Annotated in this window: 24 protein-coding genes; 14 read left to right on the plus strand and 10 right to left on the minus strand. The window is 57.9% G+C overall.

Features of this window, described 5'->3' with window-relative positions:
* Positions 1-64 precede the first annotated feature (64 nt).
* Complete coding sequence (locus tag HNR55_RS08635) at positions 65-868, minus strand: A24 family peptidase (protein WP_166113462.1); 804 nt, start codon at positions 866-868, stop codon at positions 65-67.
* Positions 869-1,091: 223 nt separating this feature from the next.
* Between HNR55_RS08635 and HNR55_RS08640 the strand changes: the two genes are divergently transcribed.
* From HNR55_RS08640 to HNR55_RS08650, 3 genes are all read left to right on the plus strand, one after another.
* On the plus strand, positions 1,092-1,508 hold the full coding sequence (locus HNR55_RS08640; RefSeq protein WP_166113459.1) for a flagellar basal body rod protein FlgB: 417 nt from the start codon (positions 1,092-1,094) through the stop codon (positions 1,506-1,508).
* 15 nt (positions 1,509-1,523) lie between these two features.
* Positions 1,524-1,931, plus strand: a complete 408-nt coding sequence (flgC, locus tag HNR55_RS08645; protein WP_086647008.1) for a flagellar basal body rod protein FlgC — start codon at positions 1,524-1,526, stop codon at positions 1,929-1,931.
* Positions 1,932-2,039: 108 nt separating this feature from the next.
* Positions 2,040-3,233, plus strand: a complete 1,194-nt coding sequence (locus tag HNR55_RS08650; protein WP_166113456.1) for an ATP-grasp domain-containing protein — start codon at positions 2,040-2,042, stop codon at positions 3,231-3,233.
* A 347-nt stretch (positions 3,234-3,580) separates the two neighbouring features.
* Here the strand turns inward: HNR55_RS08650 and HNR55_RS08655 are convergent, their stop codons facing one another.
* From HNR55_RS08655 to HNR55_RS08670, 4 genes are all read right to left on the minus strand, one after another.
* Positions 3,581-4,528, minus strand: a complete 948-nt coding sequence (locus tag HNR55_RS08655) for a flagellin (protein ID WP_166113453.1) — start codon at positions 4,526-4,528, stop codon at positions 3,581-3,583.
* A 284-nt stretch (positions 4,529-4,812) separates the two neighbouring features.
* Entirely contained in the window at positions 4,813-5,475 is a 663-nt protein-coding gene (locus HNR55_RS08660; RefSeq protein ID WP_166113450.1) for a DUF6468 domain-containing protein, read from the minus strand.
* The gene (gene fliM, locus HNR55_RS08665; protein WP_166113447.1) at positions 5,475-6,818 is read right to left on the minus strand and encodes a flagellar motor switch protein FliM; all 1,344 of its coding nucleotides are present in this window, start codon (positions 6,816-6,818) and stop codon (positions 5,475-5,477) included. The genes HNR55_RS08660 and fliM overlap by 1 nt, the downstream gene beginning before the upstream one ends.
* Positions 6,819-6,881: 63 nt before the next feature.
* Complete coding sequence (locus HNR55_RS08670) at positions 6,882-7,394, minus strand: flagellar basal body-associated FliL family protein (protein WP_166113444.1); 513 nt, start codon at positions 7,392-7,394, stop codon at positions 6,882-6,884.
* Between the two features lie 199 nt (positions 7,395-7,593).
* Between HNR55_RS08670 and HNR55_RS08675 the strand changes: the two genes are divergently transcribed.
* From HNR55_RS08675 to HNR55_RS08705, 7 genes are read left to right on the plus strand one after another with little or no spacing between them, the layout of a single operon-like run.
* The gene (locus HNR55_RS08675) at positions 7,594-9,378 is read left to right on the plus strand and encodes a DUF707 domain-containing protein (RefSeq protein WP_337250292.1); all 1,785 of its coding nucleotides are present in this window, start codon (positions 7,594-7,596) and stop codon (positions 9,376-9,378) included.
* Between the two features lie 47 nt (positions 9,379-9,425).
* Positions 9,426-10,742 (plus strand): lipopolysaccharide biosynthesis protein RfbH, encoded by a 1,317-nt coding sequence (gene rfbH / locus HNR55_RS08680; protein ID WP_166113439.1) that lies wholly within the window; start codon positions 9,426-9,428, stop codon positions 10,740-10,742.
* Positions 10,739-11,506 carry a glucose-1-phosphate cytidylyltransferase gene (rfbF, locus tag HNR55_RS08685; protein ID WP_166113435.1) on the plus strand — a complete coding sequence of 256 codons (768 nt, stop codon included), beginning with the start codon at positions 10,739-10,741 and terminating at the stop codon, positions 11,504-11,506. The genes rfbH and rfbF overlap by 4 nt, the downstream gene beginning before the upstream one ends.
* Positions 11,491-12,588 carry a CDP-glucose 4,6-dehydratase gene (gene rfbG / locus HNR55_RS08690; RefSeq protein ID WP_166113432.1) on the plus strand — a complete coding sequence of 366 codons (1,098 nt, stop codon included), beginning with the start codon at positions 11,491-11,493 and terminating at the stop codon, positions 12,586-12,588. Before rfbF ends, rfbG begins: the two co-directional genes overlap by 16 nt.
* Entirely contained in the window at positions 12,585-13,451 is an 867-nt protein-coding gene (locus tag HNR55_RS08695) for an NAD-dependent epimerase/dehydratase family protein (RefSeq protein WP_166113429.1), read from the plus strand. The genes rfbG and HNR55_RS08695 overlap by 4 nt, the downstream gene beginning before the upstream one ends.
* The gene (gene rfbC / locus HNR55_RS08700; protein ID WP_166113426.1) at positions 13,451-13,990 is read left to right on the plus strand and encodes a dTDP-4-dehydrorhamnose 3,5-epimerase; all 540 of its coding nucleotides are present in this window, start codon (positions 13,451-13,453) and stop codon (positions 13,988-13,990) included. Before HNR55_RS08695 ends, rfbC begins: the two co-directional genes overlap by 1 nt.
* Positions 13,991-14,049: 59 nt before the next feature.
* Positions 14,050-14,952: a hypothetical protein gene (locus HNR55_RS08705; RefSeq protein WP_166113423.1), complete on the plus strand. Its 903-nt coding sequence runs from the start codon at positions 14,050-14,052 to the stop codon at positions 14,950-14,952.
* 6 nt (positions 14,953-14,958) lie between these two features.
* On the opposite strand, the gene HNR55_RS08710 is transcribed toward HNR55_RS08705, so the two are convergent.
* The 4 genes from HNR55_RS08710 to HNR55_RS08725 are packed head-to-tail and all read right to left on the minus strand — an operon-like array spanning position 14,959 to position 18,471.
* Positions 14,959-15,555: a PqiC family protein gene (locus HNR55_RS08710; protein WP_166113420.1), complete on the minus strand. Its 597-nt coding sequence runs from the start codon at positions 15,553-15,555 to the stop codon at positions 14,959-14,961.
* A complete protein-coding gene (locus tag HNR55_RS08715) occupies positions 15,552-16,508 on the minus strand; it encodes an MlaD family protein (RefSeq protein WP_166113417.1) in 957 nt (318 codons plus the stop codon). The genes HNR55_RS08710 and HNR55_RS08715 overlap by 4 nt, the downstream gene beginning before the upstream one ends.
* Entirely contained in the window at positions 16,501-17,295 is a 795-nt protein-coding gene (locus HNR55_RS08720; RefSeq protein ID WP_166113415.1) for an ABC transporter ATP-binding protein, read from the minus strand. Before HNR55_RS08720 ends, HNR55_RS08715 begins: the two co-directional genes overlap by 8 nt.
* Before the next feature lie 3 nt (positions 17,296-17,298).
* A complete protein-coding gene (locus HNR55_RS08725; RefSeq protein WP_166113412.1) occupies positions 17,299-18,471 on the minus strand; it encodes an MlaE family ABC transporter permease in 1,173 nt (390 codons plus the stop codon).
* Between the two features lie 289 nt (positions 18,472-18,760).
* On the opposite strand from HNR55_RS08725, the gene truB reads away from it, so the two are divergent.
* The 4 genes from truB to HNR55_RS08745 all read left to right on the plus strand — a co-directional run bounded on the left by truB (position 18,761) and on the right by HNR55_RS08745 (position 23,921).
* On the plus strand, positions 18,761-19,675 hold the full coding sequence (gene truB / locus HNR55_RS08730) for a tRNA pseudouridine(55) synthase TruB (protein ID WP_166113409.1): 915 nt from the start codon (positions 18,761-18,763) through the stop codon (positions 19,673-19,675).
* A 23-nt stretch (positions 19,676-19,698) separates the two neighbouring features.
* Positions 19,699-19,968: a 30S ribosomal protein S15 gene (rpsO, locus tag HNR55_RS08735; protein ID WP_166113406.1), complete on the plus strand. Its 270-nt coding sequence runs from the start codon at positions 19,699-19,701 to the stop codon at positions 19,966-19,968.
* A 302-nt stretch (positions 19,969-20,270) separates the two neighbouring features.
* Positions 20,271-22,421 (plus strand): polyribonucleotide nucleotidyltransferase, encoded by a 2,151-nt coding sequence (pnp, locus tag HNR55_RS08740; protein WP_166113403.1) that lies wholly within the window; start codon positions 20,271-20,273, stop codon positions 22,419-22,421.
* An 81-nt stretch (positions 22,422-22,502) separates the two neighbouring features.
* Positions 22,503-23,921 (plus strand): NAD(P)H-dependent flavin oxidoreductase, encoded by a 1,419-nt coding sequence (locus tag HNR55_RS08745; RefSeq protein WP_166113400.1) that lies wholly within the window; start codon positions 22,503-22,505, stop codon positions 23,919-23,921.
* 123 nt (positions 23,922-24,044) lie between these two features.
* On the opposite strand, the gene HNR55_RS08750 is transcribed toward HNR55_RS08745, so the two are convergent.
* Positions 24,045-24,242: a YqaE/Pmp3 family membrane protein gene (locus tag HNR55_RS08750; protein WP_086647029.1), complete on the minus strand. Its 198-nt coding sequence runs from the start codon at positions 24,240-24,242 to the stop codon at positions 24,045-24,047.
* Positions 24,243-24,446: the final 204 nt, after the last annotated feature.

Consider the following 24,446-nt stretch of genomic DNA (forward strand, 5'->3'; position numbering starts at 1 on the left):
TGTATGACCCCTGACCGGATAACACGGGTTTGCTGCCGCAGGGGGGATGTCTGCTTCCGGCGTGCTAACCGCCCAGCATGAACTGCGCCCAGTAGGGCAGGGCGGGGCTGTTGCGCAGCAAAAACACCATCAGCATTCCAACGGCGCAGGGCAAGGCCGTAGGGTAGCGCCAGACAGGGTGCGCGGTGGAGCAGACAGCCGCCTGCACCATGGGGGTGTGCGTGTTGCGCCGCAGGCCGCGCATGGCCCAGAACCCAATCCCCGAAAGGAACAGAAACGCCCAGAACCCGCCCAGTCCCACCCATGCCCCGCATGCGCTTAGCAAGAGTAGATCGGCAGCGGACATAAAATTACCCCGCCGGGTCATGGACAGGCCGAACAGGCCCGCGCCCCCCAGCATCCAGCCGACACAGGCCCCCCCGATGGCGCTGCCCGCATGGCCAAGTGCCGCCCCCGCCAGCAGCCCGCATAACAGCATGGGCATGAGGATGGCGTTGGGGAGCCAGCCTTCGCGCCGGTCAAACTGCACCAGCAGGTTGGCAAGGTGGAGGGCTACCCCGTCCGCCAGAACAATGGAGGGAGGGGTGTAGATCAGCAGGGTGAGCGAGCAGGCCGCCGCCAGCAGGCAGCCTGCCACCAGTTCATGCTGCTGTTGGGAGTTCGGCGCCTCCATAGGGGGGCGCACCCCTGCCGCCACAGGCAGCCAGCGCAGCGCAAGGGCACAAACCCGCACGGAAAGGGGGAACAGCAGGGCAATGCACATACCGGCCAGAGCGGCGGGCACGGTACGGGCCAGCAGGCTCCAGACCAGCATGGCCAGTGTTGCCCCGACCTGAAGGGTTGCATCAGTCATTCTGGGTGTGCGCATGCTCTGCTCGCTCTGGCAAAGGCGTGGTCTGTGCTGTCCGCATCATGCCATAACGCTGTGCCGGGCATCTGTCATGGGGCATTGGGCGGCGCTGGAGGGGATGGGGCCAATAAATCTGTGGCAATCGGGGGGAAGGAACGCTATTTATAGACGAACTGCCGTGAGCAGAGGAGGTCTGGCCTCCCCTACGGCACCGCACAAACACAAGGGAGCTGGCATTTTCATGCTGGAGGCACTGTCATCCCAGACCGCGCTGACCCATAGCGGGACGGACCTGTTTTCATTGGCAGAGCGACGCTTGCAATGGCTGGAGTCGCGCCAGTCCGTTCTGGCAGGCAATGTGGCCAACGCCAATACGCCGGGTTACGTTTCCAAGGATGTGACGCCTTTTGCAGGCGTGTTGCAGAACCAGATGACCATGGCCATGGTGCAGACCGAGCCGGGGCATATGGTCGGGCCGGGTAATACCGCCCTTGCGCGCAAAACCGCGGGCGGCACCGCCTCCATTGATGGGAACGAGGTCCGGCTGGAAGATGAGCTGGGCAAAATAGCCGATACCAACGACCAGCAGCGCTTTGCCACCACGGTTTACACCCGTTACATGGGCATGTTCTCCACCGCGCTGGGCACCAGTTCGTAAGGACGGAAGCAGCAGATGGACTTTACCAACACGATTGGCATTTCCGCCGATGGCATGCGCACACAGGCCGAACGCCTGCGCGTATCGGCCGAGAACCTCGCCAACAAGGATACAACCGGCTCCACCCCCGGTGCGGACCCTTACCGCCGCAAGACCATTACCTTCCAGACCACGCTGGATCAGGCCACGGGCGCATCCAGCGTTAAGGTCAAGTCCATCGGGCAGGACCATACGCCGTTTGAAACACGCTACGACCCCTCTCACCCCGCGGCAGACGCCAAAGGGTACGTGAAGGTGCCGAACGTGAACACCATGGTCGAGATTATGGATACGCATGATGCCCAGCATTCGTACGAAGCGAATCTGAACACCATGCAGATCACCCGCTCCATGCTGACGCGTACCATCAATCTGATGAAATAAAGCCGGTCAGTAGAATATCTGAGTGTTTTGTCTATTCCAGTGCTTTGCACGTCTATGGCCTGTGGCACATTGTATTGGTTCTGTCCCCGGCTGTAGTCGAGTATAAACATGAACGCTTCTGGTTTGTCCCCGCTCCTGCGGCAGTCCCTGCAGGGGCAGGATATTACGCATTACCGGACTGAACTGCTCCAGAAGGCCGCACAGGCTCCAACAGCGCAAACGCTGCTCGATCTGGCGCTGGTCATGCAGTTAACCTTTGAGCCAGAGCAGGCCGAGGCGTTTTTGACCGAAGCTCTCAGGGTACAGCAGGTCTTCACCCTCACCCATGCAGGTGGGGACGCCCTGCGCCTGCTGGTGGTTAAAACCCCCGGAGACCTGACCGCCAACACCCCCATAGAATGTATTCTGGAAAATGCGCCCGTTCATATGGATGTGGTGTATGTTGGCCCCGGTCTGGCATGGCCGCAGACACTCCCCCCGCATGACCTTGTGTTTGTCGCGGTCGGCGAGGGGGACACCCATACCCCCGTATTGGAGCAACTGGCACAGGTGCTGGCACACAGCCCGGTGCCGGTGCTCAACAGACCTCAGTATATTCCCCAGCTTTCCCGCTCTGCGGCGTTTGACCTGCTGCACACCGTGCCGGGCTTGCACATGGCACAGACATACCGGGTCGAACGCGCCACACTGGAGCGGTTAAGCACCGGGCGTGATACGCTGGATTCTCTGGGCCTTAATCTGGCTTACCCGTTTATTGTGCGCCCCCTTGGGCTGCATGGCGGTATTGGCCTGCGCCGGATAGACCAGCCGCAGGACCTTGCCGCCTATCTGACGGATGTTGGGGCAGAGCTGTTTTTTGTCGCCAATTTCGTCAATTACGCATCGGACGACCAGCTTTACCGCAAATATCGCGTGGTGATGGTGGAGGGCAAAGCCTATCTGGCACATATGGGTATTTCCACCCACTGGATGGTGCACTACCCCTACAGGGAAATGAAGGAGTTTGCCGCCCGCCGTGGGGAAGAAGCCCACGCCATGCTCCATTTTGATCAGGAGTTTGGCCAGCGGCATGCTGCGGCCCTGAACGGTATTTATGATGCGGTCAAGCTGGACTATTTTGGCTTTGACTGTGCCGAAACCAGAGATGGCAAACTGCTGGTGTTTGAACTCTCCAACGCGCTGATCATTCATGCCTGCGACGATCAGGCCGTTTTTCCCTACAAAATTCCCCAGATGCACAAAATCTTTTCGGCATTTTATGCCATGTTGCGCAACAGGGTGGCGGCGCAAGCAGCCCCCTGATGCGTTGGCTGGAGAGGTGTGACCCATAACCGGGTCCCCTTTCGGCCCGCTTTGCTGCCTTGAGCAGTGAGTCCAGCAAGTGTCTCTGCATGCGTGGTGCACTGTCTGCTCTGGCAGAAGGGTGGTCATGCGCGTTTTTTATCGGGAAGAGTGGCCTGTGTCGCCAACGGTGCAGGTGTTTCCACATACCGGAGGGCCAGACTGGCCTGCGTGTCTTACGGGTCAGGTCAAAGGCCGGAGCGTTGCAATATGGGCAAAAAAATACCCCCGGCTTTCGCCGAGGGCATTTTTCGTCAACTGTCTCAGTAAGGTTGGCTGAACCTGATAGGTGTTCAGCCTGCGTCTTACTACTGGAACAGGGACAGGATGTTCTGGGACTGGCCGTTGGCGATCGAGAGGGACTTGATTGCCAGGGACTGCTTGGTCTGCAGGGAGGTCAGCTTTGCGCTTTCTGCGGACATGTCAGCATCGGTCAGTGCGCCAACACCAGCCGTCAGGTTGTCGGAAACCGTCTGACCGAATGTGGTCATGTTGGCGATGTTCTTGGTGTTCTGACCCAGTTCAGAGGTCACGTTGGTCATCGCCGTGATGGCTTTCTGAACAGCGGCAATGGCCGAGGTCAGGGTGACGCCGCTAGCAAAGCTGCCAGTGGTGGTGAGGAAGGCGTTGTTGCTTGCCAGGCTGTCGCCGTCAAGCGAGCTGGACAGGCCCAGAGCTTCGGTCAGGGAGCCGGAGCTTGTGGAGGTGATGCCACTGCTGCTGATGATGTTGAACAGGTTGTTGATGGTTGCCGTGCTGCCCTGCAGACCGGTTACGTAAACAACGCTGGCAGCGGTGATGCCGTTGAAGGAACCAGAGGTGGATGCGCTGGCGGAGCTGACCAGCAGGTTCACGCCGTTGGTGGTGGCGTTGGTTGCAATGGTGTCGATCTGCTTCAGGTAACCCGTGATTTCGGTGTTGATCTGAGCGAGGGACGTGGTGCTGCCCTGGTTGTTGCCCATGGTGGTCACAGCAGCCTGAACTTCTGCCAGAACGGAAAGGATCTGGTTGGCGGCGCTGTTGGTGGAGCTGACAACGGTGGAAGCGAAGGACAGGCCGTCATTCACGGCACCCTGACCGGCAATGTTGCCGTTCATCTGCGAGGCAATACCGAAAGCAGCCGGGCTGTCGGAAGCATTTGCAACTTTCTTGCCGGTGGAAACTGCGTTTTCGGTGGCGCTCAGCTGGGTCTGGGTCGCGTTCAGCGTTTCCAGAGCAACCATGGCAGAGGTGTTGGTGTTAATAGAAAGGCTCACGTTGTGATCTCCATTTCGAGCGGGCATGGTGCCCGTGTTCAAGCTTGAATAAACCCTCGAACGGCTAAGAGAAGGTTAACGCGATCATTTTTTTTTGAGAGGGGGGTAAAAAAAGCCGCCAGCGGGCCAGAACACCGCCCGAAAAAAGCAGGGAAAGGTAAAAAATGGCAGTTATCCGCCATTTTTCTGTGCGGCATTAAAAAAGCCCCCTCCCATGACAGGAGGAGGCTCTGGCTGGAATCGGGCGGTCTGTCCGGCTGATCCGTTAAGATGTGGCTTAACCGTTACGCACTTTCGCGCTCGGGTGGGGTGGTGGGATTTTTGCCAAGGGCGCGCAGGTAAGGCCGCTCCTTGGTCAGGGTTGCAGGCATTGGCATGTCCAGCGTGTCGGCAAACTGGGTGGGGGCTGGCCGGTCCTGCCGGGTGGATGACTGCTGCGCCACCGCCTTGGCGATGGCGTCCTGTGCAGCGGTTGCACTCTCCTGCGCGGACTGCACAAGGTCCTGCGCGGTCCGCTGGGCGGTCTGGCTGGCCTGTTGCAGTTTTTCCAGTGTTTCTTCTATGGCCAGACGTGCGGTTTCGGCCTGTTCGATCAGGCTTTCCATCCGCTTCTCCTGCGAGGGCACCTGAGTGAGAACCGAGTCCAGCCGGTCGGCGACCGAATCGGCCTTGGTGGCCATGTCGTCCAGTTCGTTACCGGTTATCTTGGCCTGTTCGATCATGCGGCTCAGGGGGCGACCACTGACCTCTCCCGCCACGCGCAGCTTGTCCACGCCTTCTTCGGCCTGGTTAACGCTGTTTTCGAGCTTGTCCACCAGTTCCAGCAGGCTGGTCCGGTCGCGCTTGAGGTTGCCCAGAACCCGCCCAAGGTAAAAACTGTAGATAATACCAAGGAACAGAAAGACAGAGAGCGTGATCTCAATGATCATCTGAATCTGTGTGAACATTATTCAGGAGATCCTTCAGCCTGAACCGGCGTTGGGTTTGCTGCGGGTGGATGGGGTGGCTGTGGGAGCACGCCAAGGGGAGGAGGCAGGTGGTGGTCCTGAGGCGGTACCAGCCTGCGTTCGATTTTGACCGCGTTCTTGTTGCCCAGCTTGCCCAGACGGCCATCAAACAGCGGGGTCTGCCCACATTGCAGGCGAATGGGGAAGGGCGCGCCCTGCTTGTGCGGGAAGGTCATGAGTGAGCCGATCTTGAGGTTGAGCACCTCGGAGAGTGGCACGATCTTTTCATCAAACACAGCGGAAACCTGAGCATCGGTTTCCAGAATTTCGGAAAACAGATGGTCTTCCCAGATGGAGTCGCGGCCGAATTTTTCCCCCATGAACTGCTGCGACAACTGGTCGCGCACCGGTTCCAGCGTCGCGTAGGGGATAATCAGGTCCATGTTGCCGGTGCGGTCCTCCATATCAATATGGAGTTTGGCCAGCACCACGGCGTTGGAGGCGCGGGCAATGGCGGCAAAGCGGGAGCTGACTTCCAGCCGCTCAAACGTAAGGTCCACGTCGCAGACCGGGTTGAACGCAATGGACAGGTCGTTGAGTGTAAGGGTGATCAGCTTTTCAATCAGCGCGCGTTCAATGGCGGTATGGGGGCGTGTTTCCACCCCTGCATGCCCAACCCCGCGCGGGCCACCCATCAGAATGTCGATAATGGAATAGGACATGGCCGAATCCACAACGACCAGACCGTAATTGTCCCACTGCACGGCCTTGAACACGGCAAACATGGAAGAGGAGGGAACCGCCCCCATGTAGTCCCCAAAGCGCAGGGAGCGAATGCCTTCGATGGTTATTTCGACGTTATCATTGGTGAAGTTACGTAACGTGGCCGAGAGGATGCGTACAAGCCGGTCAAAAACGATTTCCAGCATGGGCAGGCGTTCATAGGCCACGAACCCGGCCTTGATAACGCGCTCCATGCCGGTTTCTTCCGGCTCTTCAAACCCGCCAAAGGTGTGGCCGAGCAGGTTGTCGATTTCAGACTGGTCCAGCAGGTGGCTGCCAAACGGGTCTTCCTCGGGGGTGGCTTCGTGCTCACCCTGTTCACCCTGTTCTGCGTGGGCGTCCTGTGCATCATGGGCGGGAGCATCGTCCTGCGGGGGGGCCGCTGTGTCTGCGGTGTCCTGCTCCTGCGCGGGGTCCGTTCGCCCGGCCGTACTGGCTGCGGCATCGGGAGTGCGCTCCTGTGCGCCGTCCTGCGCCTCTTCCGTCTGCGGGGCGTCCGGTGCGGCGTCTGCTTCGGGCTGGTTCCCGGGCCCTGATGCTGTGTCGTCTACATCCTGCATGTGGTTTGTCGCTACGGTTCCTGAGAGGTGTCGGTTTGAACGGGTGTCAGAAGCCGGAGAGCTTTACTGGACAAGGAATTCAACAAGATACAGGTTTGTCACCTGTACCGGGGCAAGTTGCGCGCGCAGGCGGCGCAGAATGGCTTCGCGCAGCCTGTAAATGCCGTTCCCCCGAATATCCTGCGGGCGTGTTTCATGCAGGTAGGTCTGGAACACATCCTGAATTTCCGCAATCCGGTCCTGTAGTGCGGCCTCGTTGGGCACACCGCTGACTTCCACCTTGGCGGTCAGCTTGACGTAAACTGGATGACCACCGGATGTGTCGAGGTTGGAGACCATGGGCGGAATACCCACCAGAACCGGCGGATGCATGGCGGCCTCGGCCTTGCTGCCCACGTTCTGCTTGAGCTTGGAGGTAAAGATCTTGTCCTTTTCCCAGTACACTCCACCGCCAATAAGAAGAACAAGACCGGCAGCGCCCGCCATCATCAGTTTCCGCTTGGATTTGGGGGCGTCTGCTCTGGGAACTGCTGCGGCAGCATCTGCTTCTCTTGCGCCGGTTACAGTCTCGCTCATGTCTGGTGGGCTCCGGAATGGTTAATCAGTCACACTGTTAGCAGTTTAACGGCTGGCGCGCACCTACTCAATGGTGTGTGGTTGGCTATATTCGTGATAGCGTATGTTCTAATGGCGTTTCCTCATGTGCCTCTTAGGCTATTCAAGCTCCATGGGGGGGTATAGTTATCATCGGATAAACTGATTGGAGCGGTAGAACGTGCGTTACCATGTCCTTAATTTGGCCAGAGACCCGGAACGCTTGGCTATATTCCGTCAGAATAATCCAGAATGTACGTATTTTTCCCAGCGCATTGCCGTGGATGGCAGGCAGGTTGACCGGGCATGGCTTATCAATCAGGGGGTTATGCAACCTGATCTGCTGTATACGGACGGCGCTGTTGGCTGCGCGCTTTCACACATGTCGTTGTGGACGGATGTCGTGCAGCGTCAGGAAGCTGCGACCATCGCAGAAGATGACGCCATTCTGAGAGAAGATTTCCGTGAGATACAGGAAAAGCTGCTCGCGGACCTGCCCGATGACTGGGAACTGGTGCACTGGGGGTTCAATACGGACGCTTATGTTACATTCCAGTTAATACCCGGCGTGACCCCGTTTACCGGGACGATGTACCATGATCTGGTGTTGAGCCACCTTCCGGAGTTCCGCCGTGCCAGAGTGGCTCCCCGGCTTGAAACGCTCCTGCGGTGCCACGGCACCATGTGCTATTCCATTTCGCCCCGTGGGGCAAAGCGGCTGCTTGAGCAGGTTGTGCCGCTCCGGCCTATGTCTGTTGTTTATCCCGGGTTAAGTCATCAGAAAATCAATACTGGTATTGATGACATGATGGCGGATTATTATGGGCAGATGAACGCCTATGTCTGCTTTCCACCTGTTGTGGTTTCGTTGCATGATGTGGAAAACAGCACCGTGCAGACCAGGGACATGCCATGTGACCCGCAGGTTGTGCCGCTTTTTCCCGAAGAAAAAACGTTGGATGAAGATGCGCTGGTGACGCACTCCTTATGGCGGTGCATGAACGGGGATGGGCAGGTGATGGTGCCCCGTATCGGTCTGTTGCCAGACGGGCGGCTTGGCGGCTTGCCGGAAAAGCTGAGCGGGTGCTCATGGCACAGGCAGGGCAGGGATCTGCTCTTTAAGGATGCGCAGGGCGTACCTTGGTTGCGTTTTTATCTTCAATCCGGTGGGTATAAAAGTGAGGGTGGAGGGGAAACCCTTGTGCCCATAATGGATTTTCCTCTTCCATTCCCTGTTTTTCCATCGGTGTGCGGTAAAATGCCGCAAAGGCGCAATCTGGTTATTGTGCGGGCTGGTCCGTCCTCCTTGCACCCGCAGTGGCTGGAGGGTCTGGCCCCGGAGGAAAGGACGTGGGATCTATGCGTCAGTTATTACGGAACTGAAAGCGAGTTTTCCAGACTTGATGGTTGCGAATATGCCATCTTGCAGAACAAGGAGCGTAAATGGCCTGCCATTGCTGCGTTGCTGGGAGAAGATAGCGCTTTTTGGCATTATGATTATGTGATGATGCCTGATGATGATTTGGCAATGACCGGTGCCGATATCAATCGGTGTTTTGCGATCATGGCGGAATACAAGCTGGAGTTGGCGCAACCGGCCTTGCCAGCCAATACGCCCCGCTCACAATATTCCCATGACCTGACTTTGCAGCGTATGGGGAATGTGCTGCGCTACACATCGTTTGTGGAAGTCATGACCCCCCTGTTCTCGCGTGAAGCCCTGCGGGAGTGCCTGCCCAGCTTTGGTCTTTCCCGGAGTGGTTGGGGGCTGGATTGGGTCTGGCCGTCTATTCTGGGTTACCCCAGAAACAGGATTGCCATCATTGATAGCGCGGTTGCATACCATACTCGTCCGGTAGGGAGCGATTATGCGGGCCTGACACCGACGCAGGATGAACAAAAACTCGTAGCTCTGTTCGGTACAGGTAAAGAATTACGGGATTATGGGGCTGTCCCACTCGGTTGAGTGGGGAATGCGTGATTTAACCAGCTTTTTTCTGGCGTGAGGTTTTGATGGTTGTTTATACTCGCAACGATGTTCTGGATGCTGCCGCAGCTTATTATGACTCCACTCCGGCCAAGGCGTTTGTTCCGGGGGAAACATTCATCCCGTGTAGCGGCAAGGTCGTGGATTCTGACGATTTGAGGTCTCTGGTTGATGCCTCTCTGGATATGTGGCTGACGACCGGGCGTTATGGTGATGAATTTGAAAAAGAGCTGGCTCTTAAAACAGGTATTAAACATGCCAGACTGACTGTTTCTGGGTCGGCAGCAAATCTTCTGGCGTTTTCATCTTTAACGTCATGGAAATTGCAGGAGCGTCGTATTCAGCCCGGTGATGAGGTGATTACGGTTGCGGCTGGTTTCCCCACTACGGTCACACCCATTGTCCAAAATGGCTGTGTGCCGGTTTTTGTGGATGTGGATCTGCCAACGGCCAATATCGACGTGTCTTTACTGGAGGCGGCGCTCACACCCAAAACCCGTGCCATCATGCTGGCCCATACCTTGGGCAACCCGTTTGACTTGCAGGCGGTGACTGATTTCTGCCGCATGCATAACCTTTATCTGGTAGAAGACTGCTGTGATGCTCTGGGCAGCACATTTAACGGGAAAGGTGTGGGGCAATGGGGGGATCTGGCGACGCTTTCTTTTTATCCGGCCCACCATATTACCACGGGCGAAGGTGGCGCGGTTCTCACCAGTCGTAAATCTTTGGCTACTCTTGTGGAATCTTTTCGTGACTGGGGGCGTGACTGCTGGTGTCCCCCCGGTGTGTCCGATAGCTGCCATAAACGGTTCGACTGGAAAATGGGTGAACTGCCAGCAGGGTATGATCATAAGTATATCTACTCTCATATTGGCTACAATATGAAAATGACGGACATGCAGGCTGCGCTGGGTGTCAGCCAGTTGCGCAAGGTTGACGGTTTTGTGCAGAAACGGCGGGAAAACTTTGCCGCATTAACACAGATGATCAAGGCCGCCGGTCTGGAGGATTATTACATTCTGCCAGAGGCAACACCCGGTTCGGACCCAAGCTGGTTCGGGTTTTTGCTGACCATACGTGATGGCGTCAGTCTGGACCGCCGTGCGGTGACAAAAGGGCTGGAAGAGCGCAAGGTTGGAACCCGCCTGTTATTTGCAGGTAATCTGACCAGACAACCGGCTTTTCAAAGAGTGGATTATCGTGTCTCCGGCTCTCTGGAGCGGACGGATAAAATTATGAAGGACAGCTTCTGGATTGGTGTGTGGCCAGGTATCGGGGCACAGGAGCGCGCATACATGGTTGAGACCTTGCTAGACGTGACGCGTAGGGAATTACGATGAAAACAGTCATACTTGCCGGTGGGTTTGGTTCGCGCCTGAGTGAAGAAACCGATAGTATTCCCAAGCCGATGGTGCAGATCGGAGGGCGCCCGATCCTGTGGCATATCATGAAGATATACAGTGCTTATGGCCTGAATGATTTTGTGGTCTGTCTTGGATATAAAGGGCACCTTATCAAGGAATTCTATGCCAATTACTTCATGCATCTGAGCGATATGGTGGTTGACCTCTCCAATGGTACAATCGAGTACCAAAAGGGGGATGTCGAGCCTTGGCGCATTACGCTGGTGGACACGGGATTGAATACCCAAACGGGCGGGCGACTCAAACGGGTCAGCCGTTTTTTACAGGATGGCCCTTTTTGCATGACCTACGGTGATGGTGTGGGGAATGTAGATATTCGAAAATCTATTGATTTTCACAAAGAAAATAAAAAAAAGGCCACGGTTACCTGCGTTGTGCCTCCCGGGCGTTTTGGTCTTATGGAAGTTGAGGGTAGCGCGGTAAAAAGATTTTCTGAAAAAACTGACAATACAAAAAATCTGATAAACGGCGGTTTTTTTGTGCTTGATCCTTCTGTTCTTGATTATATCGATGGAGATGACGTTCTGTGGGAGAAGGGACCCATGGAACATCTTGCCAGAGATGGTCAGTTAGAGGCGTTCCATCACTCTGGTTTCTGGCAGCCAATGGATACCTTGCGTGACAAACGCCTGCTGGAAGATTTGTGGGACCGTCAGGTGGCACCATGGAAAATATGGTAAGCCGTTTTGCCGTAGACAAACGGTTCTGGTCCGGACGCAAGGTTTTTGTGACCGGGCATACGGGCTTCAAAGGGAGCTGGCTGACGCAATGGCTGGTCGATCTGGGGGCTCAGGTAACCGGTTATGCCCTTGCGCCCGAAACACAGCCAAATTTGTTCGGGTTGGCGCAGTTGGATAAGGTTTGTCGTCATATCATTGGCGATATCCGTAATCTGGGAGATGTCCAGTCTGCTCTGGCGTCCTCTGCTCCAGAGGTGGTGATCCATCTGGCGGCACAGCCTCTGGTGCGTCGTTCTTACCAGCAGCCCCTGGAAACGTTTTCTACCAATGTCATGGGGACGGCGAACATATTGGAGGCGGCAAGGCAGCAGACAACCGTTAAGGCCGTGCTCATTATCTCGTCCGACAAATGCTATGACAATCGTGAATGGTCATATGGCTACCGGGAGAATGATGCACTTGGTGGGCATGACCCATACAGTGCCAGTAAAGCCTGCACGGAAATTGTAACAAATGCATGGCGTAGCTCTTATCCTCATGGACCACTGGTTGCCTCGGCCCGGGCGGGTAATGTGTTCGGAGGGGGGGACTGGAGTGAAGACCGGTTGCTGCCTGATGCCATAAAGGCTTTTTCGGCAGGAGAGACACTGGTCATACGCTCGCCTCATGCCGAGCGGCCATGGCAACATGTGGCAGAGCCGCTTGCGGCCTATCTTATGATCGTGCGGGCTATGCTGGAGGAGGGGGCTTTATATGCAAGGGCATGGAATGTTGGTCCCCGTGTGGAAGATATTGTGTCTGTAGAGCAGATTGTAAAAATGCTTGCACAGGCTTGGGGACACGGCGCACGGTGGGAAGTGCGGCCACCAGCCGTAATGCTCCACGAAGCGGGCCTGTTGCATCTGGACTCTGCGCAGATTGCCCGTCTCGTTGGTTGGCGTCCCTCCGGTTTGCTGGAGCAGGCCCTGAACGCAACAGTCGCCTGGCGCGCTGCGACTACGACCGAAGACGCCGTGCAGTTCATGCGTAAGGATCGGATTGTTTTTGCCAGGGCCAACATATCGGGTCCAGAACAGGCATGAAAATTCTCCTGACAGGTGGAACAGGTTTTGTTGGTCACCACCTGCAGCGCAAGCTTGTTGCGCTGGGGTGGGAGGTTGATGCTCTGGTTAGGCCAACATCTGATTGCAGTAGGCTTGATCCGGCTGTGACGCCAAGAGTATGGAATGGCCACTCTGGTTCGTTATGTGACTTGCTCAAACAGAGTAACCCTGATATTGTGTTTCATCTGGCCACACATTTTCTGGCCCGGCATGTTATGGACGACATCCCTGCGTTGGTACGCAGCAATATTGAGTTTCCATCTCTGGTTTTGGAGGCCATGCGCGAGGCGGGGTGCAGCAGGTTCATCAATACGAGCACGACCTGGGTTCATGTCGGCCCCTTGGCAAACGAAGCAGCATCCTTTTACGCGGCGACAAAACAGGCATTTGATCAGATTTTGCGTTTTTATCAAACGGCCTACCAGTTTCAGGCGACAACACTGACGCTGTGTGACACCTATGGTCCGTCTGACTTGCGTGGAAAAGTGCTGTCTCTTCTTATAAATGCAGCTTTGTCTGGCCAGAAGCTGGAAATGTCGCCTGGCGAACAATGTCTGGATCTGGTCCATGTGGATGATGTGAGTGAGGGTTTCATACAGGCGGCCCGTTTGTTGCAAAATGGCGTGACGGGTACGTTCAGTATTACCTCTGGTCATTTAATAAGTCTGAAAAATCTGGCGCAGAAGGTTGCGCAGGCAACCCGCTGCAAACTCATGATTGAGTGGGGTGGACGTCCTTACCGTGCAGGGGAAATCATGTTGCCCTGGCAGGGGGGAGTGCCTTTGCCGGGCTGGACCCCCATGATAGACCTTGATGATGGCATAAAAGGTTTGTTGTCATAATGTTTGATCAGATTCCAACAGCCCTGTCTGGCGTTTTTATGCTTCTACCCGTTGTGCGCAAGGATGAGCGGGGGAGCTTTACAAAGCTGTATCATGCGGACTGTTTTGCCCGGATGGGGATGAACCGGCCGATTGTGGAACAGTATGTCACAACCTCGCACAAAGGAGTCCTGCGCGGCCTGCATTTTCAGAAACCGCCTCACGATCACGACAAGCTGGTCACCTGCCTGTCAGGCGAGGTGCTGGATGTGGTGTTAGACCTGCGGCGTCAGTCCCCGACGTATGGGCACCATTGCTGCCTGCGCCTGAGCGGGGAGCAGCGCATGCAGGTTTTTGTTCCTTCTGGTTGCGCGCATGGTTTTTATACTCTGAGTGATCAGGCTGAATTGCTGTACGCAGTCAGCTCTCTTTATAATCCGGAGTATGATGATGGCATTTTATGGCATAGTGCTGGCATAGACTGGCCTGATCAGTTTCCTCTGGTGTCACAGCGGGATCAGGAGTTTCAGGCCTTTGCGGACTTTGATAGCGAATTTTGATGGTCGGTCATCTGGTTTGGATCAGATGATATTTTCATAATGAAATTGGGATACGGGATATGCTTGTAGTTCGATATTCTGCGTTTTTCAATGCGGATATTGCTAGTGGCAATAAATATTTTGAATTGGTTATTTCTCTCATGACTGTGAACAAGTTTTTGCAGCCATATGTAGATTTAAAAGTGATTATATATACAACGCAGAGCTACAAAAAATCCTTTGAAGTGCTTCTTGAAAAATACAGTTTTTCATATGAGGTGTGGGCTCTGGATGCGATGCATCCGCAATTCTGGAATAATTCTGTCGAGTTTTCCAAGTCTTTAAATAATTTAACGGAAATTGATAGAATATGCACCGTACGGATGCTTTCCGATTTTTATTTGCTCGATAAAAATGCTTACCGTCTTTTAATCGGGGCCGATGTGTATTTTCTGGGGATTCCTGACGAAGTTTTGGGCTTCGTCTGGTCTGGGAGTGCAGAAAAAAAGGAAAAAATCCTTTATATGCGTGACATGTACACGTTCGGTGGCTTTGAATACAGGATAAGGCACTGGGCTGGTGAGCATCTGTCTGGTCTTCTGGGCGATTTTTATTGTCTGGCCCCAGAGGTGACTCTGGATGTGAGCGCAGTACAGGGATGTTTGAGAATGATCGATAGCTGGCCAGTCGTGCCCAGCAGATACGATCCGGCTCCTCCGTGCAATCTGTCAGGTGTGACTACGCCAGAGCAGCAGGCGGCATCCCTGCTGCTTGCACCGTTTGGTGGCAAAAAATTGCCAGCAAACCGCTACTCACACTACCAATATTTTCCAGAACTGGTGGTTTTGCACTCCCACACCCTCGCTTTTCCACTCACGCATCTGGGGGACGAGTTTGTGCGTGAGTTTGTATCCATCATCGGGGTGGAACCCAATGGGGGTCAGTTCCCCGGTGTACAGGAGCCTACCTTATCAGGGCAGTAAGCTCCTTTACCGCGCCAAGGGAATGGTGGCGTTTACCCGCTCGGCCAGCTGGATCACCAACCCGCGCATAAGGGAGGCCACTTCGGCTGCGGAGCCAACACCCCCTGTTGCGACAAGGTGGGTGCGCTCACGTATGAGCGGCAGGCTGGGGTCGCGCGGCAGTACGACCCATGTGGCGTCCAGCGTGGCCACGCCGTTTGTATCCACATCAAAGCGTGAAATATCAATCTGCACACGCATGGTGGCGACATCGGCCAGCGGCTGGTCCGTAATCATTTCGGACGGGCGTTTGTTGGACAGCACGTTGGTCAGCAGGTCCGTGACCCCAAGGGACAGGCGTGTGGCCCAGCGCGCACGCGCATTGCGCAGGATTTCCTCGCCCTGACGGGTAATGATGTCCTGTGAGTCCAGATAATCAGGCAGGATCACGCGGCTGATGGCAATGGTGGCCGCGCGGGAGGAAAGGTGCGGCTCGCCTATATTGGCGTCCGATGGCACGCCCAGCGTGTACAGCCGCAGCGGAGGCGAGGCGCAGCCAGCAAGGGACAGGAGCGGGCAGCAGGCCATAACGGCAAGCAGGGTGCGGCGTGGCGCGGAGGTCATGGGCGGCGTCCCATCAGCAGGAGTTGCGGGTTGCGTTCTATATCGGACGAGAAGCCGCGCAAAAAGGCGGCAGAGGCGGCAATATCGCGCAGGGCCGCGTCCAGATTGGCGCGGTCGATTGAGCGGGGGGAGAGAATATCCTGCAACGAATCCAGCGTTTTGGTGGCTGCGGCCAGCGTGGCGTGCAGGTCCGCTCCACGGGTGTTAAGCTGCGCGTTTCCCGTTTCCATCAACTGGTCCACTTTGCCCAGGGTCACGTCCAGCTTGGTTTGCAGGTCTTTTATGGTCCCGGTCGTGGTTTTCAGCATTTCATGCGAGAGTTCGATGGCCTGTCTGGCGCTGGACAGAAGAGGCGGTAGTTCACGGTTCAGGCTGTCGCTGAGCTGGGTGACGGAGAGCAGGGCGGCATCCGCATGGTGGCTGATTTCCGTTATGGGAATCTGGCCCAGCGAATCCTTCAGTTTTTCCACGGCTGACATACGGACCGGAATCTCGGGCAGGCTGGTGACGCGCGGATGCAGCACAGGGGGCACCGAACGGTCAAAGTCCAGTTCGATGTTGGATTGCCCGGTTACAAAGCTGAGCAGGTTCAGCTCCGCACGCAGGCCAATGCCGATCAGCTCCTGAATGCTCACCTTGTCCCCGCCGGGGACGTCCTTGACCACGTGGATCTGGTCTGGCTCCAGCGTCAGCACCACGGGAATGTAGGCTTTGTGGTCGGCCGGGTCAAAGCGCAGGGTAATGCTTTTGACCGTGCCGACCTTGACCCCGCGGAAGTTGACCGGCGCGCCAACGGACAGCCCGGTAATGGAGTTCTGGAACACCACCACCGCCTCGCGCGAGGGAGCGAAGAAGCTGACATGCCCAAAGACCATGACGATGAACAGGGCCAGAAAGCCGCCTAACAGCACGAAGGCCCCGATAACGGTTTTGCGGTTTGTGCTCTCAGACATGCTGGTCAGCCTTTGTCTCATCTGTCGGGGGAATGGTGGAGGCGCGGTTCATGAAGGCCATGACTTCGGGAATGGTGCTGTGGTCCCTCAGGTCCCGCGGGGAGCCGTGGGCTATGGGCTGGTGGGTGACCGCGTCCAGAAAAATGCCGTCATCGGCAATGGTGAACAGGCTTGGCAGTTCGTGGCTGACAATCACAATGGTCGCCCCCAGCCCGTCGCGCAGGGTCAGGATCAGGTCATCCAGCCGGGCGGAGGTAATGGGGTCCAGCCCTGCGGAGGGTTCATCAAAAAACAGAATGTCGGGGTCCAGCGCTATGGCGCGCGCAAGGCCTGCGCGTTTGCGCATCCCGCCCGAAATTTCGGAGGGGAACAGGTCTATCGCCTGTTCCATGCCCACAAGCCCAAGCTTGAGTTCCACCAGTTTGCGCACCACGTCGGGCGGCTGGCTGCTGAACATTTCTATGGGCAGGGCTACGTTCTCGCCCACGGTCATGGAACTCCACAATGCGCCGGACTGGAACAGAACGCCAAAGCGGTGGTTGATCTGGGTCCGGCGGTGTTCGTTCTGGGCCCAGTAATCCTCCCCGCCGACCAGAATCTTTCCGGTGGTGGGGCGGAGCAGCCCGATCATGCTTTTGAGCAGGGTGCTCTTGCCGCAGCCCGAGCCCCCCATGACTGCAAAAATGGAACCGCGCCTGAGGTCAAACGAGACGTTCTGCTGGATGATCTTGGGGCCAAAGGACAGTTCCACGTCCCGCACGGAAATAAGGGTATCGCTCTCGGCCATTGCTCAGATTCCCAGCGCGTTGGCCATAACGGCGAACACCGCATCCATGGCGATAATGCCGACAATGCCAATGACCACCGCGCGGGTGGCGGCAATGCCGACATCGGCAGCGCTGCGCCCCGCCTTGAGCCCCACGCGGCAGGCGGCAAGGGCGATAAAGCTGCCAAAGAAAAAGGCCTTGATAAACCCGAACACGAATTCCTTGAGTTCGACCCCGTTCACGGTGGAAATCCAGTACCCCACGGGGGAGACATCCATCATGCTCATGCTCACCACAAACCCGCCCAGAATGCCAATGAGCGTGCCGTACAGGTAGAGCAGGGGCATCATGAGCGAGAGGGAGAGAATGGCGGGGAGCAGGATATAGCTCGAAATGGGAATGCCAAAGACCTGCAGGGCGTCGATTTCCTCATTGCCCAGCATGGTGGCAATGCGCGCCGCATACGCCCCACCCGTGCGCCCGGCCATGATAATGGCGGTCATGATGGCCGAAATCTCACGCGCGCAGGCAATGCCCACAAGGTTGGTGACATAAATTTCAGCAGCAAAGCGGCGCAGTTCCACCAGCCCCACAAAGGCCAGAATGGCCCCGATCAGGAAGTTGACCACACCTACGATCAGCAGCGCATTGGGGCCTGCGTTCCACAGGTCCGTAATCAGGTCCTTGGTGCGCATGCGGCTTTTGCCGTGCAGGGCCTGCAGGGCCCCACGCGTTGTGTCCAGCGCGAGGGAGGCGGCAACCCCCGTCTCGTTCAGGGTGCCAAGGGTCAGGTCGCCGGTTTTTTCCAGCAGGTTCTGCTTGTGGCTGTTGTGGCGGGCGGGGGGCGCGGGGTTGGGGGGCAGCAGGGCCAGCAGGCGCTGGGCGGGGGCGGGCAGGCCGTCCTGCTCAAACGCCAGCCCGGCACTGGCCGCAGCCTGCTTGGCTTCCCACAGAAAGGAAATGAAGGACGAATCCCACGCCGTAATGCCTGTCGTATCCATGCTCAGGCTGGTCGCGCCCGGTGGGGGGGGCGGAATATCCGCCGCCGTAAAGGGCATGACCCCGCCATGGGGCACAGTCCACGCGCCCCGCACACTCAGGCAGGGGCCATGCGGCCCGGTCTGCAGGGACCATGCAGGGCGCGCGGCAGGTTCTGCCGGGGCGGTGGGGGGGGAGGGATCTGTTTGCTGGGTCATTGTTTGTGACAACGTTTAAGACACGCCATACCGTGCTGGCTAGTCCCGACATGGTGAGAGCTGGCCCGCAGGGTACGCTGTGTGGAGGGTGTGCGCCGTCTTGGTCTTGAGTTTGCTAATAATTTCCATGGTTAGGCATTTTCGTCAGCCCAGCATTGCATGGGCGCATTGCAGGGGGGCGCACGCTCGGCTAGATGCAGCCCTTGGTATGCGCCGGGTGGGTCCGGGGCGGTAACCGGGAGCTGCGCAGGCCAGCATGGCGCGCGCTCCCCCGCATACGGGAGTTGATATGCGACGCAGACGCGGGCGGCCACTTAACGGCTGGCTTATAGTGGACAAGCCCTCGGGCATGACCTCCACACAGGTGGTGGGGCGGGCCAAACGGCTGTTCGATGCGCAGAAGGTGGGCCACGGTGGCACGCTGGACCCGCTGGCGACCGGGCTTCTGCCGCTGGCTTTTGGCACGGCCACCAAAACCGTGCCTTATGTTATGGACGGCACCAAGGTTTACCAGTTTACCCTGCGTATGGGTGACGCGCGCGATAGTGATGACGCCGATGGCGCAGTGACCGCCACATCGGATGTGCGCCCCACGGATGAGCAGCTCCGCGCGGCGCTGCCTGCGCTTACGGGCGACATCATGCAGGTTCCTCCGGTGTATTCCGCCCTCAAGGTGGCGGGCGAGCGGGCCTATGACATGGCGCGTGATGGCCGCCCGCCAGAACTGCCCCCCCGCCCCGCCCGTGTGGACCGCTTTGAGCTGATCGCCCGCCCCGATGCGGATACGGCGGTGTTCGAGGTCGAATCCGGCAAGGGCGTGTACATGCGCGCACTGGCGCGTGATGTGGCGCTGGCATGTGGCACGGTTGGCCATATTGCGGTGCTGCGCCGCCTGCGCGTGGGGCCTTTTACCGAGGCCGATGCAATTATGCTGGACAAACTCGCGCCAAACGACGACAACGCGCATGCTTCTGCGGAACTGCTTCTTCCGGTCGAGACCGCGCTGGCCGACATCCCGGCGCTGGCCCTGACTGAGGAGGAATCCGTTCTTCTGCGCCACGGGCGGGCTCTGAGCCTTCTGGATCTGATGGGACGTATCCCACAGACCGATGCCTCGGGGACCGTGCGTGTCATGGACGCAGGGCGTGTGCTTGGCCTTGGCCGCCTGGAGGATGGGCAGCTTAAGCCAGTACGCATTCTATGACATTTTTCTGATGGAGACATGTGATGTCGATTACCGCTGAACGCCGTACCGAGGTTATTGCCGAATACCAGACCGCCCAGGGCGATACGGGTTCGCCCGAAGTGCAGGTTGCAATCCTGACCGAGCGCATCAACAACCTGACCGACCACCTCAAGACCCACGCGAAGGACTTCCATTCCCGCCGTGGTCTGCTGATCATGGTTGGCCGTCGTCGCCGTCTGCTGGACTACCTGCGTGGTAAGAGCCAGAGCCGCTACGAAGCGCTGATCGCGCGTCTGGGTCTGCGCCGCTAATTTCCGGTTTTTGTCCGCCAGCCCGGCATCCTGCCGGGCCGGAGGGCAGGCCGGAGGGTCTGTGGGGGTTTTTGTGCTGGTCATATGGCCGCCAAACCCCCATATACCGTTGTATGCCACAGGCTTTGGCATGCGGGCTCTGATGTTCCGGGTAAGGCCACGGCGTTTCCGACCACATGGCGCCTGGGCGGTGCTGCCGCCAGTCTCCATGCCGTCCGAGGCGCTGTCCGCCATTCGGTTCTGTCCCGCTGTTTGCCGTGGTTTTGAATAAAAACTGTGTCAACAGAAGATGAGAAGACAGAATGTTTAACTACTTCCGCAAAGAAATTGAGTGGGCAGGTCGTCCGCTGGTGCTCGAAACCGGCAAGGTTGCCCGTCAGGCCGACGGTGCAGTGCTGGTCACATATGGTGAAACCGTGGTCCTGTGTACCGCTGTTGGCGCGCGTGACGTCAAGCCGGGACAGGACTTTTTCCCCCTGACCGTCAACTATCAGGAAAAAGCCTACGCAGCAGGCAAGATCCCCGGCGGGTTCTTCAAGCGTGAAGGCCGTCCTTCCGAAAACGAAACTCTGGTCTCCCGCCTGATCGACCGCCCCATTCGCCCGCTCTTCCCCGAAGGGTTCCGCAATGAGGTGCAGGTCATCGCCACGGTGCTGACCCACGACATGGAAAACGACCCGAGCATTCCCGCCCTGATCGGCTGCTCGGCTGCCCTGACCCTGTCTGGCATTCCCTTCTTCGGCCCCGTGGGCGCTGCCCGCGTTGGCTTTGCCGATGGCGCGTTCATCCTCAACCCCACGCTGGAACAGCTCAAGGAAACCGACCTTGATCTGGTCGTGGCCGGGACCGCCGAAGGCGTGCTGATGGTGGAATCCGAAGCATCCGAACTGTCCGAAGACGTGATGCTCGATGCCGTGACCTTTGGCCACACCGCCTTCCAGCCCGTGCTGGACGCCATTATTGCGCTGGCCGAACACGCCGCCAAGGAACCATGGGACCTGCCGAGCGAAAGCAAGGAAGAAGCCGCCCTGCGCAAGCAGGTGGACAAGCTGGGCCGCAAGCTGATCGCCGATGCTTACAAGGAAAAGCAGAAGCAGACCCGCTACGAAAAGCTCAAGGCCGCGCGTGACGCCATTGTGGAAAAACTGACAGCCGCCGAGCTGGACGTGTCCGCCGCCAAGCCCATGATCAAGGACCTTGAAGCCGATGTGGTCCGCACCTCGGTGCTCAAGACCAGCAAGCGTATTGACGGGCGTGATCTTGTAACCGTGCGCCCGATTGTGCCCGAAGTGGGCGTGCTGCCCCGCGTGCATGGGTCCGCCCTGTTCACCCGTGGTGAAACGCAGGCTCTGGTTGTGACCACGCTGGGCACTGGCCAGGACGAACAGGTGATTGATGCGCTCGAAGGCGAATACCGCACCAACTTCCTGCTGCATTACAACTTCCCTCCCTACTCCGTAGGTGAGTGCGGCCGCGTAGGCTCCCCCGGCCGACGTGAAATCGGGCATGGCAAGCTGGCATGGCGCGCCCTGCACCCGCTGATGCCCAACCGCAAGGAATTCCCCTACACGGTGCGTGTTGTTTCCGAAATTACGGAAAGCAATGGCTCCTCCTCCATGGCGACCGTTTGCGGTAGCTCGCTGGCCCTTATGGATGCCGGTGTGCCCCTCAAGCGCCCTGTGGCCGGTATTGCCATGGGTCTGATCAAGGAAGGCGACAAGTTTGCCGTCCTGTCCGACATTCTGGGTGATGAAGATCATCTGGGTGACATGGACTTCAAGGTCGCCGGGACCGAAGAAGGCGTGACCGCGCTGCAGATGGACATCAAGATCACGTCCATCACGCCCGAAATCATGAAGATCGCTCTGGGTCAGGCGCGCGATGGCCGCCTGCATATTCTGGGCGAAATGAGCAAGGCGCTGACCGAAAACCGCACGGCTGTCGCCACCACGGCGCCGCGCATCACCACCATGAAGGTGCCGCGCGAAAAAATCCGTGATGTCATTGGTTCAGGTGGCAAGGTTATCCGCGAAATCGTGGAATACTCGGGTGCGAAGGTCGATATCGGGGACGATGGCACAATCACCATTGCCGCCACCGCCGAAGACCAGACCAAAAAGGCGCTCGAACGCATTAACGGTATTGTGGCCGAGCCCGAACTGGGCCGCATTTACGATGGCAAGGTCGTCAAGACCGCCGACTTTGGCGCGTTCGTCAACTTCCTTGGCGCGCGTGACGGGCTGGTTCATATTTCCGAACTGGCGCAGGGTCGCGTGGGCCGTACCTCCGATGTGGTCAAGGATGGCGACGCCGTTAAGGTCAAGGTCATTGGTTTTGATGATCGCGGCAAGGTCAAGCTGTCCATGCGCGTTGTTGATCAGGCTACGGGTGCCGATATTACGGAAACCGTGGGCGAAAAACCTGCCCGCGCACCGCGCCGGGATGCCGAATAAGGCGCTTCCTCTGTGGAGGGGTTCCGCTCCCCTCCACGTCGCGGACCAGAACAGGTGTCTTAGAGAAACGACAGGATAGTCATGAAGGCGATTAACACGCTTCGCATGGGAGGGACGGATGTTCTGCCGCTGGTAGAGGGCGGTAAGGGCGTTTCCGTTTCCACAGGTGCATCGGCCGGGGCATGGGCGGCTGCGGGGGGTGCGGGTACGATCTCCATCGTCAATGCGGATAGCTATGACGAGCAGGGTCACCCGGTACCGCAGATTTACCATGGCCGCACCCGTCGGGAACGGCATGAGGAGCTTGTGGACTACGCCATTCGTGGCGGCATTGCGCAGGCGCGCATTGCGCACGAGGTTTCTGGTGGCAAGGGGCGCATTCACGCCAATATCCTGTGGGAAATGGCTGCCTCCGAACGGGTGATTACCGGCGTGCTCGAAGGGGCCAGGGGTATGATCCACGGCCTGACCTGCGGTGCGGGCATGCCCTACCGTCTGGCCGACATTGCCGCTCAGTTCGGGGTGTATTACTACCCTATCGTTTCTTCCGCCCGGGCCTTTAATGCGTTGTGGAAGCGTTCGTACAGCAAGGCATCCGACCTGCTGGGCGGCGTTGTGTACGAAGACCCGTGGCGTGCGGGCGGGCATAACGGCCTGTCCAACACCGAAAACCCCTTTGCGCCGGAAGACCCTTACCCGCGTGTGCTGGCCCTGCGGCAGGCCATGCGCGGCTTTGGGCTGGACAATACCCCCATTATCATGGCCGGTGGCGTCTGGTGGCTGGAAGAATGGCAGGACTGGATTGACAGTGAAGAACTGGGGCCGATCGCCTTCCAGTTTGGCACACGCCCGCTGCTGACCACCGAAAGCCCGATCCCCGAGGCGTGGAAGCGCCGGTTGCTGACCCTGAAAAAAGGTGATGTCTACCTCAACCGCTTCTCCCCCACGGGGTTCTACTCCTCCGCTGTGAACAACGGCTTCCTGCATGAACTGCGCCAGCGCTCCGAACATCAGGTTCCGTTTGCAACCGAAGCGACGGATGAACTGACAGCACCTTACGGTGTTGGCCCTCGCAAGCGCGAAGTGTTCCTTAAGCCCGAAGACGTGGCGCGCGTGCAGCAGTGGGAAAGCGAAGGCTTTGTTGAAGCCCTGCGCACCCCCGATTCCACGCTCATTTTTGTCACCCCCGACCGGGCGCGCATGATTGTTGCGGACCAGACGGACTGCATGGGCTGCCTTTCGGAGTGCAAGTTCTCCAACTGGAGCCAGCGTGGCCCCAGCTACAGCAACGGCCACCGGGCGGACCCGCGCTCCTTCTGCATCCAGAAAACGCTTCAGGCCGCAGCCCACGCCTCCGGCCCGGATGCGGACAGGGTGATGGATGAAAACCTGATGTTCGGCGGCACCAATGCGTGGCGCTTTGGCACGGACCCGTTCTACGCCAACGGGTTTGTGCCCACGACCAAACAACTGGTCGAGCGGATCATGACCGGTAAATAACATGCCTCAGCCCGGTGCAGGCCCAGACGGGGCCGCACTGGGCATGGGTACAAAAAAGGCGGCCCTGCCTTGCGGGGGTCGCCTTTTTTGTTGCGCGCAGGGGGTGTTGCCCCGCTGCCAGCTCTAGCTGCGGGAGGCGCGGCTCATGCGGGCAATCTTCTGGTCCGTTGTGTACTGGCTCAGGGCGTAAACCGACCAGATTGTGGCCGGAATCCAGCCGATAAGCGTAATCTGCAACACAAGGCAGGTAATCCCCGCAAAGGGGCGGCCAATGGTAAAAAACTGTAACCACGGCACAAGCAGGGCAAGGATAAGGCGCATCAGTCGTAAACTCCCAAGTTATGGGTCATGATGGGCATAGCTGGCCGTTCGGGGCAAGATAATCAGCACCCCCTGTGGGTTTTATGCCTGCCCAAACCCCTGCCAGCGCTAGGAGTTTGCGGGGTTTGGTGCTAGAAAATACACCGCACCGTGGCAACCGGTGTTCAGGTGGATTTGGCGGGGCGTGCGGGCACTAGCCCAGAC

The sequence above is a fragment of the Acetobacter lovaniensis genome (assembly GCF_014207635.1).
Lineage (GTDB): Bacteria > Pseudomonadota > Alphaproteobacteria > Acetobacterales > Acetobacteraceae > Acetobacter > Acetobacter lovaniensis.